Origin of the sequence: Streptosporangium minutum (assembly GCF_002149035.1) — a bacterium.
Lineage (GTDB): Bacteria > Actinomycetota > Actinomycetes > Streptosporangiales > Streptosporangiaceae > Streptosporangium > Streptosporangium minutum.
The window spans coordinates 1-12,674 of record NZ_NGFP01000123.1; the positions used below are offsets into that span (position 1 = coordinate 1).

Genomic DNA, 12,674 nt, shown 5'->3' on the forward strand with positions numbered 1-12,674 from the left:
GGGCGGGGCTCCGCGGGGGAGCGGTTCTCCTTGGGGGTGAACCAGTCGGGACGGTCCTCGTTCTCCGGACGCGGCGTGCCCGTCACTTCTTGCTCGCCAACTGGTAGACGTCCTTCGCGTTCGAGGTCAGGCGCCCCGCAGTGGCCTCGTCGAAGCCCAGGTCGATCTCCACCTCGGGCAGCAGCGCCTCTCCTATGAATCCGTTGCGCGGCGCGAGCACGAGCCGCGATCCGGGCAGTGCCGCCGCCGGGACCTCGAACACCGCCACGCTCTCGGCCCACCAGCCCACCTGGATGAAGGGGTTGGTGATGGTATGGGAGGCGTCGACCTTGTCAGTGGCCGCGTAACGCTTGCCGTCCCCGGTCAGCAGGGTCGGGGTGCCGAACTTCTGCGGCTCCCGGTTGGCCGTCGCCTCCACCTCGGCGATCACGAAGACCCCGGAGGTGGTGGCCTTCTCCACCTTGCCGTCCGGCCCTGTGCTCTCGACGGCCCTGGCGACGTGTACGGCCTTCACCCGTGCGGAGAACCGGGAGGCCGAGACCTGTTCCCCCACACCCCCGGTCCAGGTCAGATGGGCCGTCCGCTCCTCTTGGTCCAGGCCGATCGTCTGCAGGGCCACCGCCGCGACCGCCAGTGCCGCACCGGCGGCCAAGACGCCCGCCCGGCGCCATCGGCCCGGAGCCGCGGGCGCCCGGCGGCCGGAGGCCGTCTCGGGACGGGCCGGGGTCACGGTGCTCGTCACAGGGTTCCCCCCTGATTGACGGGGAGGGTGACCTGCGCCGCCACCTTGGGCGGGGCGTCGTCGGCGTCGCCGTCCTTGGCGAGGACCCAGCCCAGGTCGATGTTGAACGTCTCGGGCTCCTCGAAGACGCCGACGTCAAGTTTGATCTTCTTCGGCGGGCGGTCCCCCGCCGGCAGCTCGTACCTGACCACGACCGTGGAGGTCATCCCCGGGTGGAGCTGCCTGCTCGGCACGCCCTCGTCCGGGACGGAGACGGTCGGGCCGAGGTCGCCCTCGATCTCCGGGTCCATCTTCAGCAGGGACCGCGCGAACATGAAGCCGGGTGTCTTGCCCCTGCCCGGGGCTCCCACGCCGGTGGTCTCGTCGCTCTTGTTCGTGACCTCAAGCTCGATCTCGAGGAAGCGTTTGCCCTCGCCGTCGAACGGGTCACGCTGGAACAGGGAGCGGGCCTCCGTGAATTTGGTGGTGAACTCGCCCTGGTCCAGGCTCGAACCCGGGCCGAGCTGCTCGGGAGGTTTTTCGGAGGCCTCGGCGAACCCGCCGAGGGCGGCGGTGATTCCCAGGCCGGTGGCTATGACCAGGGCGGCGACCGGCACCGCGATCGGGCGCCGTTTGCCGGTTTCGCCACCGGGGGGAGACGTCATGACAAAGGATGGTAATCGCTGCCCTCCACCCCATCCGACTCATCCATCCCGTGAGTGTCATCGAACATGGGGAAAATGCAGCAGATTGGCGGGAACGCTGCCCGAATAGGAGGTCCAACTCTTACGCTGTCACCGAGGCGGCGAGAGCCCTATGGCGGAGGTTCCGTGGCGGACGTGCATCCCGAGCATGCGCAGCTCCAGGCGGACCGGATCTACCTGGGCTGGCAGTATGCCCTGTTGCACCCTGATCCGGGTCCGGCGCCCAAGCGCCCCTCCCCCGTCGAGGACTCCGCCGACCCGGTCGACCCCGAGTGGGTGCGCAGGGAACGGCTCAACGAGGACCTGCTCAACCGGCCGATGAAGATCTTCAGGATGTTCATGACCGGGCTCGTCGTGGTGATCCTGCTCCTCGGCGTCACCGAGATGCTGAGCTGGTCGTTCGCCGCGGTGGGGCTGATCGCGACCGGTGGGGTGGCGGCCTTCTGCACCTACGCGATCCGCCAGGGCGACCGGGCGGTCCGCCACCGGATCCGGGAGCGCCAGGCGGTCGGCGACCGGCAGCGGGAGGAGCGCGACAGGGACCTGTTCCAGGCTCAGGAGGAGCACGCCGTCCGCTACCGGGAGTGGGCGGAGAAGAAGGAGCGCCACGACCGCCAGCTCACCTGGTACGCGGTGGCCGTACCCGACGAGATCGACCGGATCGACGTCGCGGGGGGCACGCTGCCCGGCTGGTCGGCGCTGATCACCCTGCTCGGCGCGACCCGGCTCTACAGCGGAGGCCACCTGACCGTGCTCGACCTGTCCGAGGGCGCGATCGCCAAGGACCTGGTCGAGCTGGCGCGCAGGGGTGGCGACGACCCGCTGGTCTGGGTGCTCCCGGTCGACCTGCCCAAGCTCGACCTCGGCGCGACGCTGGCCCCCGAGGCCTTCGCCGACGTGCTCGCCCACGTCGTGAGCGTCAGCGAGGAACACCGCACGACCAGGGACCTGTCGTTCGACAACGCGATCCTGGAGCGGGTGCTGGAGGTCCTCGGCGAGAACGCCACGATCAACCAGGTCACCGCCGCCCTCCGGGCCCTGGCCCAGGTCGGCGATCCGCGCGACGACCTCAGGTACGGCCTGATCACCGCGGCCCAGCTGGAGCGCATCGGCACGCTGTTCGGCCGGGGCGTCAGCGACCGGGTGGTGATCGAGCGGGCCTGGGCGCTGGAGTCGCAGCTGCGCAAGCTGGAGACCCTCGGCTCGGAGGCCGTACGGCTGCCGCCCGCCCGCCTGCGGGTCGTGTCGATGGACCGGCAGGCGGGCGTGTTCGGCAACCGGGTCCTCGGCACCTATGTGGCCACCGCGCTCACCCACATCCTGCGCCAGTCGCCCGCCTCCACGCGGCCGTGGTACCACACGATCATCGTCGCGGGCGCGGACAAGCTCCGCGGCGACGTGCTCGACCGGCTGATGGACGCCTGCGAGACCTCCAGGACCGGGCTGGTGCTCACCTACCGGTCGCTCACCCCGACCGTGCGGGAACGGCTCGGCCGGGGGCACGCGGCGGTGACGTTCATGCGGCTGGGCAACGCCGAGGACGCCCGGATCGCCAGCGAGCACGTCGGCACCGAGCACCGCCTGGAGCTCGCCCAGCTCACCGAGACGATCAGCGCCGCCGGGGCCGGGCTGGAGGGCGGCTACGTCTCCACCGTCGGCCAGGCGGAGGAGGCCGAGGACGAGCGGGATGTGAGCCGTACGGACCTCAAGGAGGACATCACGGAGTCCACCGAGTGGGGCCGTCGCGCGAGCAAGGCGATGGGGGAGACCGAACGGGTGCTGCACCGGTCCCGGGAGTTCCTCGTCGAGCCCCACCAGCTCCAGCAGCTCCCCACCACCTCGGTGATCGTCACCGACGCCACCGCGGAGGGACGCCGGGTCCGTCTCGCCGACGCCAACCCGGCGATACTGACCTTCCCGAAGACGACGCTGGGGGAGTTCGACGAGATCAGGGAAGCCGCGCTGGACCGCGGCCCGCGGGAGGAGCCCCGCGAGCAGAGCCTCTTCGAGGACGCGCCGCCGAACCTCGGTCCGCCGCCGCCCAGGCTCGACTGGCGCAGACGCCAATGAAGTGTCCGTTTGTGGTAATGGCCTCGCCAATGCGGGGGTGCGATCACCTCGGAAGGTTCGACCTTGGTTGTTGGGGTGACCTGCCCCCGGTACCTCGTCGCCCGGTACGGCGGGGCTGTCCGTGAAGCGTCAACCCCCCGGCCTCGGGCCGGGACCCCTGGGTGGAGACCAAATGCAGCCAAGCGTGTCCCGTCCGCCGGCCAGCCTGACCGGTCCCTGGTACCGGATCCAGGCGATCGCGGCGCCATCACGCAGTTCGTCGGCGGAATGGGACTTCGTCACCGTCCTGCCCGCGGTGCTCTCCGCGGCCCAGCGCAACCGGCCCTTCGTGGCGGGCTGGCTCTCCCGGGGCTCCGGCGCCCCGCTGGAACTCATCACCAACGCCGGGCCGCTGACGCCGCCGCGCCCGCCCCGCCGGGCCGCCGTCGAGAGCGAGCAGGTCCCCACCGGTCCCGAGCCGCTGCTGTTCCCCAGCGGCGCACGCGGCGTGCGGATCGGCGACGAATGGCTCCGCGACCTGTCCGACCTGGCCTGGACCATCTGCCCGGGACGGCAGGCCCCGCCGCTGGGCGGCCGTCGCGAGCCGGACGCCGACGAGATCAAGCGGCCCACGCTCTTCGAGTCCACGCTGGTCACGCTCATGTCCCGGCCCTTCGCCTGGCTGGTCGTGGCCGAGCGGACCGACCTGCTGGACGCCGAGGTGGCGCACCTGCGGACCCAGCTCAACGTGCTGAGACAGTACGGCGACGCCTCCGAGCGCTCACGCTACGACGCCGAGCGGGCCGAGCGGCGCATGCAGGAGCTGGACGCCTTCCGCGAGGCCGGGCTCTGGAGCGTGCGGGTGCTGGCCGGCGCCGCCGGGCCCGAGGAACTGCGCCAGATCGCCCCCGTGCTGGTCGGCTCCGCCGAGATGAGCCACCACCCCTACCGCCTGCGCAGCGCGCTGTCCGGCCCGGTGTACGGCTTCGCCGACGCGCTCTCGGTGACCCTGCAGGACCCCGCCGACGGCACCGCCGCCCCGTTTGCGGCCACCGCCGGGGCGCTCGCCGCGCTCGCCGGGCTGCCCCGGCGGGAGGTGCCGGGGGTCCGGGTGCTCGACGCCGGGTTCTTCGACGTGACCAGCGAGGCGGACGCCACCCCCGGTGCCATGACCGTCGATCTCGGGTCGATCCTGGACGGCCAGGACAGGGCGGTCGGCTCGTTCAAGGTCCCGCTCGCCACCCTGAACCGGCACGCGTTCATCACCGGGGCCACCGGCTCGGGCAAGTCCCAGACCGTCAGGCACCTGCTGGAGCAGCTCACCGGCGCGGGCATCCCGTGGCTGGCCATCGAGCCGGCCAAGTCCGAGTACGCCGCGATGGGCGGCCGGGTCGAGCATCTGGCCCCGGTGACCGTGATCAACCCGTCGGCCCCGGACAGCGTGCCGTTCAGCGTCAACCCGCTCGCCCCGGAGCCCGGCTATCCGGTCCAGGCCCACATCGACATGGTGCGGGCGCTGTTCATGGCGGCATTCGACGCCGAGGAGCCGTTCCCCCAGATCATGTCGCTCGCCCTGCAGCGCGTCTACGAGGCCAACGGCTGGGACGTGGTCACCGGCTGGGCGGCTCCCGGCGCGGCCGTGCGGCCCGCCGTACCGACTCTTGAGCAGTTGCAGCAGCACGCGATGGACGTGATCAAGGAGATCGGCTACGGCAGGGAGGTCCAGGCCGACGTCGAGGGCTTCATCTCGCTGCGGCTGCGGTCGCTGCGGGTCGGCTCGGCGGGCCGCTTCTTCGAGGGCGGTCACCCCGCCGACATCGGCGACCTGCTCCAGCGCAACGTGGTGTTCGCCATCGAGGACGTGGCCAACGACGAGGACAAGGCGTTCCTGATGGGCACGCTGATCATCCGGATCGTCGAGCACCTGCGGATGCGGGCCAGGAAGGAGCGGAGCAGCGGGCTCCGGCACGTCATCGTGATCGAGGAGGCGCACCGGCTGCTCCGCGACCGGGGCGCCGGACGGGCCAGCACGCACGCGGTCGAACTGCTGGCGGGCATGCTCGCGGAGATCCGCGCGTACGGCGAGGGCATCGTGGTGGCCGAGCAGATCCCCACCAAGCTGGTCTCCGACGTCGTGAAGAACACCGCGCTGAAGGTCGTGCACCGGCTCCCGGCCGAGGACGACCGGCAGCTCGTCGGGGCCGCGATGAACCTGAGCGAGGAGCAGTCCCGGCAGGTCGTCTCGTTGCAGCCCGGGGTCGCGGCGATCTTCGCCGACGGGATGGACCGGCCGCTCCGGGTCCAGGTGCCGCTGGGGGAGGACCGCGAGCGGCTGATCCCCGGTCACATGCCGCCGATCTGCGGCCGCCGTTCGGCGGCGTGCGGTCAGGAGTGCAGGACGGGCCGGGCATGCACGCTCGTCGAGCTCCGCGAGGCCGACCTACTCGCCGACGCGCCCGAATGGGCCTGGCTGCGGATCTGGGCCGACACCCTGGTGCTGGCCTTCTGCACCGACCGGCCGGTCCCGGGGGTGCCCCGGGTGCTGGCCGACCTCTGGGCCGAGCTCCCGCTGCGGCGGCGCGAGTGCCTGCTCGCCACGGCGGTGGAGCGCAGCGTGGGCCGCCGGGCGTGGTCGCTGCGGACCGTCAGCGACCCGGTGCAGCTGACCGAGCAGGTCGCCATGGCCGCGACCCGGCTGCTGGGGCCCGACCGCGAGGTCGGCGAGCGGCCCGGTCCGGCCTGGGTCATCCCGCAGGTCCGCTGGCTGCACGAGGTGGACCGGGTGTTCCCCTACGGGCAGCCCGCGCCCAACCCGCGCGGTCCCGCGCCGGTCATGGAGTACGCGCTGTTCAGCCGGCCGGCCAACGGCGCCGAGCTGCTCGGCCACCGGGCCAAGGCGCTGCGCCATCACCCGCTCTCCATGGAGGTCGACCGCAACCGGGCGCTGGCCTGGCGCGTGATCCTCGGTGACGACGAGCACGCAGGGGTGGAGCGGGACATCCTCATGGTGACGATCGGCGTCGATCCGGCCGAGCGGCTCCGGCACGTGGCTCAGACGATGGGCGCGGGATGGATGGAGAGCGTGCTGTCCTGGCCGCACCGGTTCGTGCTGCCGTTCGACGCGGCGTCACCGGAGACCGCCGAGCTTGCTTTCAGTGAGTAGTGGGGAGGCCCGCGCCAGGAACCGGTGGCTGTGGGGATCGTGCCCCGACCGCCGACCGGGCGGGGCGTCGCCGGAGGGTGGCGCCGGGCGTTGCCGGACGGTGACAGCGCCCAACCACGGCTAGGATCTGCGACATGAACGATTCGGCGGACCAGGTCCGGATTGCTGAGTCGTCCTGCGACAGGCGGCTAGGCGAGGAGACGGCATGACTCAGCTTCCGCTGCGGGCACAGCTCGCGAGCGCGCTCGGCCGGACGGCCGCCACCCTGTCCCGGGCGACCGGCCGAGGCGACGGATCGGTGATCGGCGGCCGGGTCGGCCTGGCGCTGGAGCCCGACCTGCTGCGCAAGCTCGCACAGGACCGCAAGCTGGCCCTGGTGAGCGCGACCAACGGCAAGACCACCACCACCCGCCTGATCACCTCCGCGCTGCAGGAGCTCGGCGACGTCGCCACCAACGCCTTCGGCGCCAACATGCCCGCCGGGCACGTCTCGGCGCTGTCGTCGGCCAAGCACGCCCCCTACGGCGTCCTGGAGGTCGACGAGAAATACCTGCCCGAGGTGATCAACACCACCGGTGCCGGTGTGATCGTCCTGATGAACCTCAGCCGCGACCAGATGGACCGGGCCGGTGAGATCTGGCTGCTGGCCCAGAAGTGGCGCCGGGCGCTCGCCGGGAAGAACACCCACGTCATCGCCAACGCCGACGACCCGCTGGTGGCCTGGGGCGCCTCCACGGCCACCAGGGTCACCTGGGTGTCGGCCGGGCAGCCGTGGAAGGAAGACTCCTGGTGCTGCCCCGAGTGCGGCGGCCCGCTCGACCGCAAGGGCATGGAGTACACCCCGCCCGGCGGTCACGTCTCGGGCATGGTGACCTCCCGCACGGCCGAGAACGACTGGGCCTGCCGCGAGTGCACCTTCCGGCGGCCCGAGCCGTCCTGGTTCCTCGACGACGACGCGGTGATCGACCCGCGCGGGCAGCGCTGGGTGCTGGACATCCAGCTCCCAGGCCGGGCCAACCGGGCCAACGCCGTGGTCGCGCTGGCCACCGCCGAGACGTTCGGCCTGCCGATCCAGCGCGCGCTGCCACGCCTGCGCGAGGTCACCTCCGTCGCGGGCCGCTACACCACCGTGCAGCGCGACGGGCGGCACGCCCGGCTGCTGCTCGCCAAGAACCCGGCCGGCTGGCTGGAGGCGTTCGACGTGCTCGACCGCTCGCTGCCGGTGATCCTGTCGGTGAACGCCCAGGGCCCCGACGGCCGCGACACCTCCTGGCTGTGGGACGTCGACTACCGCGTCCTGCGCGGCAGGCCGGTCTACGTGGCCGGGGAGCGGCGGCTCGACCTCGCGCTCCGGCTGGACGTGGCGGGCGTGCCGTTCCAGCTGGCCGACTCCTTCGAGCAGGCGCTCGCCGCGCAACCACCGGGCAAGGTCGACGTGATCGCCAACTACACCGCCTTCCAGCAGATTCGATCGGAGTTCGGTCGTGCAGTCTGACAGCGCCCTGCGACTCGTCTGGATCTATCCGGACCTGTTGAGCACCTACGGGGACCAGGGCAACGTCCTGGTCCTGGAGCAGCGCGCCCAGCGCCGCGGCATCCCGGTCGAGACCGTTCACGTGCGCTCGGCCGACCCGGTGCCCGAGGGCGGCGACATCTACCTGATCGGCGGCGGCGAGGACCGGCCGCAGATCCTGGCGGCCGAGCGGCTGCGCCGGGACGGCGGCCTGCACCGGGCCATCGCGCGCGGCGCCGCCCTGCTGGCCGTCTGCGCGGGTTACCAGATCATGGGCACCACGTTCGGCGGCGAGGAGGGGCAGCCGGTCGACGGCATCGGGCTGATCGACATCGCCAGCGGCCGCGGCGAGGGCCGCGCGGTCGGCGAGCTGGCCGGTGAGGCGGACCCGGCGCTGGGCATCCCGACGCTGACCGGCTTCGAGAACCACATGGGCGTCACCCGGCTGGGCGCCGGCGTCCGTCCGCTGGCCCGTACGGCGATCGGCACCGGCAACGGCGACGGCACCGAGGGCTGCCACGTCGGCAGGATCGTCGGCACCTACCTGCACGGCCCCGCGCTCGCCCGCAACCCCGGCCTCGCCGACCTCCTGCTGGGCTGGGCGATCGGCGCCCAGCTCCCGCCGATCGACGACACCTGGTTCGAACGGCTCCGCCAGGAGCGGCTGGCCGCGGTGCTGCCCCGCTGAGAGCGGGCCGGCCGTCGGGACCGCACTCCGCCCGGGAGCGCGGCCCTGGCAGCCGGCGGACGGGGGCCGGGCTCCGTCAGTAGACGAGCGCCGGGCTCCGTCAGTAGACGAGCGCCTGGACCCCCTCGCCGAGGACCTCCTCGACGAAGGTGGGGGCGCCCGCGATGCGCACGCCCTCGATCACGTCGTCCACCTTGATGTCGCGCCGGGACGCGCACTGCGTGCACAGCGTCACCCGACCTGCCGCCAGCACCGCGTCGAGCAGGTCGCCGAGCTGGGCGGCGTGCGGCAGCGTGAACTCCTTCGCCCGTCCGGGGAGGGCGAACCATGATGACTCGCCGGTCAGCCAGAGGGAGACGGGGACCCCGCTCGCCAACGCCGCCGCGGCCACCGTGAACGCCTGGTTGCAGCGCTCGGGTGCGTCCTCGCCGGCGGTCACCTTGATCACCAATGATCGTGCCATGTCTGAAGCCTATGCGGGTCCGTGTCCCGGGCGCGAGCCGTGCCGGACCGGCTCTAGGCTCGGATTCATGGACGTTCCCGAGCTGCATCCCGACCTTGAGCCGATCGCCTTCCTCGTGGGCCGGTGGGAAGGTGCCGGGGTGGGTGGATACCCGACGATCGAGAGCTTCAACTTCGGCCAGGAGATCGTCTTCGGTCACAACGGCAAGCCCTTTCTGACCTACACCAGTCGCACCTGGCTGCTCGACGAGGCGGGCGCCAAGGTCCGCCCGCTGGGCACCGAGGCCGGTTTCTGGCGCCAGTTGCCCGACCGCCAGCTGGAGGTGTGCCTGTCGCATCCGACCGGCATCGTGGAGATCTACCTCGGCGAGGTGGTCTTCAACAAGATCGAGCTACGGACCGACGTGGTCGCGCGCACCGGGACCGCCAAGGAGTACACCGCCGGTCACCGCCTCTACGGCCTGGTCAACGGCAACCTGATGTGGGCCTACGACATGGCGGCCGTGGGGCAGCCGCTCCAGTCGCACATCTCCGCCGAGCTCAAGAAGGTGGCCGACTTCGTGCCCGAGGTCGACTAGCTACGATCTGGGGCATGAACTCCCCTTTCACCCCCGAAGTAGTCAATGCCATCAAACGTCACATGAACGACGACCATGGTGATGACGCGCTACTGATCTGCAAGGGCCTCGGCGGGCAGCCCGAGGCCACCGGCGCGACGACGACGGGAGTGGACGCGGAGGCGATCGAGTTCGTCGCGGTGGTGGGCGGTCAGGACGTCGTGGTCCGGGTCCCGTGGAGCACCACGCTGACCGAGCGCGCCCAGGTGCGCACGGAAGTGGTCCGCCTTTACCAGGAGGCCTGCGCCGCCCTCGGCGTCCCCGCCCGCGGCGAGCACTGACCGCCTGCGGCGGGGTCTGCCGGTTGCCGTCCCGTGTGACGGTTGCCGGATGCCTGCGGTGTGCTCCATCTACGCCTCCGCCGGGCGCATGCCGGATGCTGTCCCGCGGGATGGCTGCCGGGTGCCTGCGGTGTGCTCCGTCCCCGCCTCCGCCGGGCGCATGCCGTCCCGGCCAGGCGGTCACGCGTCCTGCGGGGAGGTGCTCGCGGGGAGAGAGAGCGGCGCGGAATCGCGGGAGGGGCCCCTGGAGACGGGAGGAGCCCTGGAGACGGGGCGAAGAGGGGCTTCGGAGAAGAGGGGGCCTTGGAGAAGAAAGGGTCCCGGAAAGGGAAGAACCCCGGGCCTGCTCCTCCTGCCGTGCAGGAGGGCCAGATGGACCAAAGGCGGGATAAGGGTTAACCCGCCCTCTGGCAGCCCGGGGTTCCGGTGATTGTCGTGGATTCGCCGAACGTCGCCAGACGTCCGGACAGAGTCCGGAGCGACGGCGTCCTAGCGGACAGCCACCTCGCTAGCCCAACTATGATCAACCATTGTTCGGACCACCTCCTTTCGGCGTGCCCCGAGACTACAAACCCAGGTCGGAGCGAGGCAAATGTTTTTCGCGCCGGTTCCGGTTCCGGTTCAACAGCAGGGTGCGGCTCGGCCCTACCGGTCCCGTTGCCGCCGACGCCGCTATGCAGTGGGTGCTCGACCCGGAGAGCAGGAAACCAACGAACTGCCGGCCGATCTGGAAAGCCCGGTCCAGGACGATCGGCGGCGGGTGCCTCTACGCCTCCGGCCTCTACTCGCTACCCGCGGGCAAGACCTGGGCGAGGTCGGCGCGGCCGGGGACCGTCGCCAAGGACGCTCGCGAGGCCGCCGGCCGGCAGACCGCGGTCAACGTGTTCGACCCGGCTGCTTCGAAGACCCTGCTGAGGAGGGCGACGGTCAAGCCGGCGTCCGGCGGGTTCTTCCGCCAGGGCACCCTCGCCAGGCCGAAGGTCTCCCGGCGTCTGCGGACCGACGGCGCGGACCTGCCCAAGCGCCTGCTGACCGACAAGCATGTGACCGGCACGCACAGGCTCGCGACGATCGAGAGGCGAGAGGGTTGACACCCGTTACGCCGATTGGAGGATGTCGCTCGTGGTCGTTCCTCCGCCGGCCGATGAGGTGATCGACTACGAGGACCTGGAGGATCCCGTGGATTTCTCCGAGCCTGAGCCGGAGGAGCTCATCAACGCGTTGCGGTAATGGGCCGGTGCTCTGCTGATCTTCGGACCGGCGGGGCGTTTCCGTATGTCAGGGGATGTATACCTCGTAGTAGAAGCCCGGCAGATAAGGGCCACCCCCGCGGAACCAGTGACAGTAGGCGAGCCCGGTGTATTGACCGTTCTGCGCAGCGTCCTCGTAGGCGAGGTCGCAGGCGGCCAGGGTCTGGTAGGGGCCCTGCAGGTACCAGTCCGGTGTCGGCCAGGTCCCGGTGGTCACGGCTGCGCTGGTCTGGGTGGTGGCGAGGGCGGGTGCGGTACTGGCCAGGACACTGGCGCCCAGCGCCACGGCGAGTACAGCGGAATGTAATCGGCGGATCTTCATTGTGGGTGACTCCTCACATTCGGGAAGGAGAACACCTTCAGATGAGCACCGGCTACCGGGCTTGAGGAGATACCGTTTCTCCATATTTCGGTCGGATGGTGCGTTTGTCGAGGTTTATTTCGCCTGGCCTGAACACGTGAGCGCCCCGCCGGCCCGCTCTCCACGGAGGGCGGGGCCGTTTCCGCGCTGTCAGAGATCAACCGGTGCGGTACTCCACCCATGCCCGGCCGGCAACGGCGGCGTGGGCGCGCGAGGCTCTGACGCGCTCGGGGCCGTCGCGGGCGACGAACTCACGGAACAGGCTCCCCACCGCAGCGAGCCCGGTGACCGCGGCCTCGGGGGCGGCTCTCCAGGCGGGCACCTGCTCGGCCAGCCGCTCGGCCTGGGCAGGGGTGTGGCCGGCGAGGATCAGCCGCGGGAGGGGCTCCCCGGGGTTCGTCCGCAAGCAGGATCCCCATCACGCCGGGATGCTCTTAGACTCTGGTCATGACCGAGACGTCGTGGCATGAGCAACTGCGGGCGCGCGGTTACCGGGTCACCCCGCAACGCCAGTTGGTGCTGGAGGCGGTCAAGGCCGCGGAGCATGCCACTCCCGAGGAGATCTGCGCCCGGGTACGGGAGACCGCCCGGGGGGTGAACATCTCGACCGTCTACCGGACCCTCGAACTGCTCGAGGAGCTCGGCATGGTCACCCACACCCACCTCGGGCACGGCGCCCCCACCTACCATCTGGCCGCCGACTCCGACCACGTGCACCTGGTCTGCCACGAATGCGGGGAGATCAACGAGGTCCGTCCGGAGGTGGTGAAGGACTTCGTCGCCAAGCTCGACGAGGAGCTCGGCTTCGCCATCGACGTGCACCATCTGACCGTCTTCGGCCGCTGCCGTAACTGCCGCTGAGGCC

Annotated in this window: 14 protein-coding genes; 9 read left to right on the forward strand and 5 right to left on the reverse strand. The window is 71.2% G+C overall.

The features are described 5' to 3' along the window. Positions 1 to 82: 82 nt before the first annotated feature. On the reverse strand, positions 83 to 742 hold the full coding sequence (locus CA984_RS24780) for a hypothetical protein (RefSeq protein ID WP_086575950.1): 660 nt from the start codon (positions 740 to 742) through the stop codon (positions 83 to 85). Continuing rightward, positions 739 to 1,386 (reverse strand): hypothetical protein, encoded by a 648-nt coding sequence (locus CA984_RS24785; protein WP_086575951.1) that lies wholly within the window; start codon positions 1,384 to 1,386, stop codon positions 739 to 741. The genes CA984_RS24780 and CA984_RS24785 overlap by 4 nt, the downstream gene beginning before the upstream one ends. Positions 1,387 to 1,551: 165 nt before the next feature. Between CA984_RS24785 and CA984_RS24790 the strand changes: the two genes are divergently transcribed. The 4 genes from CA984_RS24790 (at position 1,552) to CA984_RS24805 (ending at position 8,838) form a co-directional block, all read left to right on the forward strand. Continuing rightward, on the forward strand, positions 1,552 to 3,495 hold the full coding sequence (locus CA984_RS24790) for a hypothetical protein (RefSeq protein ID WP_086575952.1): 1,944 nt from the start codon (positions 1,552 to 1,554) through the stop codon (positions 3,493 to 3,495). 172 nt (positions 3,496 to 3,667) lie between these two features. Further along, positions 3,668 to 6,637: an ATP-binding protein gene (locus CA984_RS24795; protein WP_086575953.1), complete on the forward strand. Its 2,970-nt coding sequence runs from the start codon at positions 3,668 to 3,670 to the stop codon at positions 6,635 to 6,637. 205 nt (positions 6,638 to 6,842) lie between these two features. Then, positions 6,843 to 8,132: a MurT ligase domain-containing protein gene (locus CA984_RS24800; protein ID WP_086575954.1), complete on the forward strand. Its 1,290-nt coding sequence runs from the start codon at positions 6,843 to 6,845 to the stop codon at positions 8,130 to 8,132. After that, positions 8,122 to 8,838 (forward strand): type 1 glutamine amidotransferase, encoded by a 717-nt coding sequence (locus CA984_RS24805; RefSeq protein ID WP_086575955.1) that lies wholly within the window; start codon positions 8,122 to 8,124, stop codon positions 8,836 to 8,838. The genes CA984_RS24800 and CA984_RS24805 overlap by 11 nt, the downstream gene beginning before the upstream one ends. Before the next feature lie 100 nt (positions 8,839 to 8,938). Here CA984_RS24805 and CA984_RS24810 read toward each other — a convergent pair whose 3' ends face one another. Then, positions 8,939 to 9,301: a DsrE family protein gene (locus tag CA984_RS24810; RefSeq protein ID WP_086575956.1), complete on the reverse strand. Its 363-nt coding sequence runs from the start codon at positions 9,299 to 9,301 to the stop codon at positions 8,939 to 8,941. 67 nt (positions 9,302 to 9,368) lie between these two features. Here CA984_RS24810 and CA984_RS24815 point away from each other — a divergent pair, with 67 nt between their 5' ends. The 4 genes from CA984_RS24815 to CA984_RS48125 all read left to right on the forward strand — a co-directional run bounded on the left by CA984_RS24815 (position 9,369) and on the right by CA984_RS48125 (position 11,428). After that, complete coding sequence (locus tag CA984_RS24815; protein WP_086575957.1) at positions 9,369 to 9,878, forward strand: heme-binding beta-barrel domain-containing protein; 510 nt, start codon at positions 9,369 to 9,371, stop codon at positions 9,876 to 9,878. Positions 9,879 to 9,892: 14 nt separating this feature from the next. Next, positions 9,893 to 10,198: a DUF2470 domain-containing protein gene (locus tag CA984_RS24820; RefSeq protein ID WP_086575958.1), complete on the forward strand. Its 306-nt coding sequence runs from the start codon at positions 9,893 to 9,895 to the stop codon at positions 10,196 to 10,198. A gap of 632 nt (positions 10,199 to 10,830) precedes the next feature. After that, positions 10,831 to 11,289 (forward strand): hypothetical protein, encoded by a 459-nt coding sequence (locus CA984_RS24825; protein WP_133061769.1) that lies wholly within the window; start codon positions 10,831 to 10,833, stop codon positions 11,287 to 11,289. Between the two features lie 31 nt (positions 11,290 to 11,320). After that, positions 11,321 to 11,428, forward strand: a complete 108-nt coding sequence (locus CA984_RS48125) for a UTP--glucose-1-phosphate uridylyltransferase (protein WP_242676150.1) — start codon at positions 11,321 to 11,323, stop codon at positions 11,426 to 11,428. Between the two features lie 48 nt (positions 11,429 to 11,476). Here the strand turns inward: CA984_RS48125 and CA984_RS24830 are convergent, their stop codons facing one another. Continuing rightward, positions 11,477 to 11,770, reverse strand: coding sequence for a hypothetical protein (locus CA984_RS24830; RefSeq protein ID WP_133061770.1), 294 nt, complete (start codon positions 11,768 to 11,770; stop codon positions 11,477 to 11,479). Positions 11,771 to 11,966: 196 nt separating this feature from the next. Beyond that, positions 11,967 to 12,215, reverse strand: coding sequence for a hypothetical protein (locus tag CA984_RS24835; RefSeq protein WP_086575961.1), 249 nt, complete (start codon positions 12,213 to 12,215; stop codon positions 11,967 to 11,969). A 41-nt stretch (positions 12,216 to 12,256) separates the two neighbouring features. Here CA984_RS24835 and CA984_RS24840 point away from each other — a divergent pair, with 41 nt between their 5' ends. Beyond that, entirely contained in the window at positions 12,257 to 12,670 is a 414-nt protein-coding gene (locus tag CA984_RS24840; RefSeq protein WP_086575962.1) for a Fur family transcriptional regulator, read from the forward strand. Positions 12,671 to 12,674: the final 4 nt, after the last annotated feature.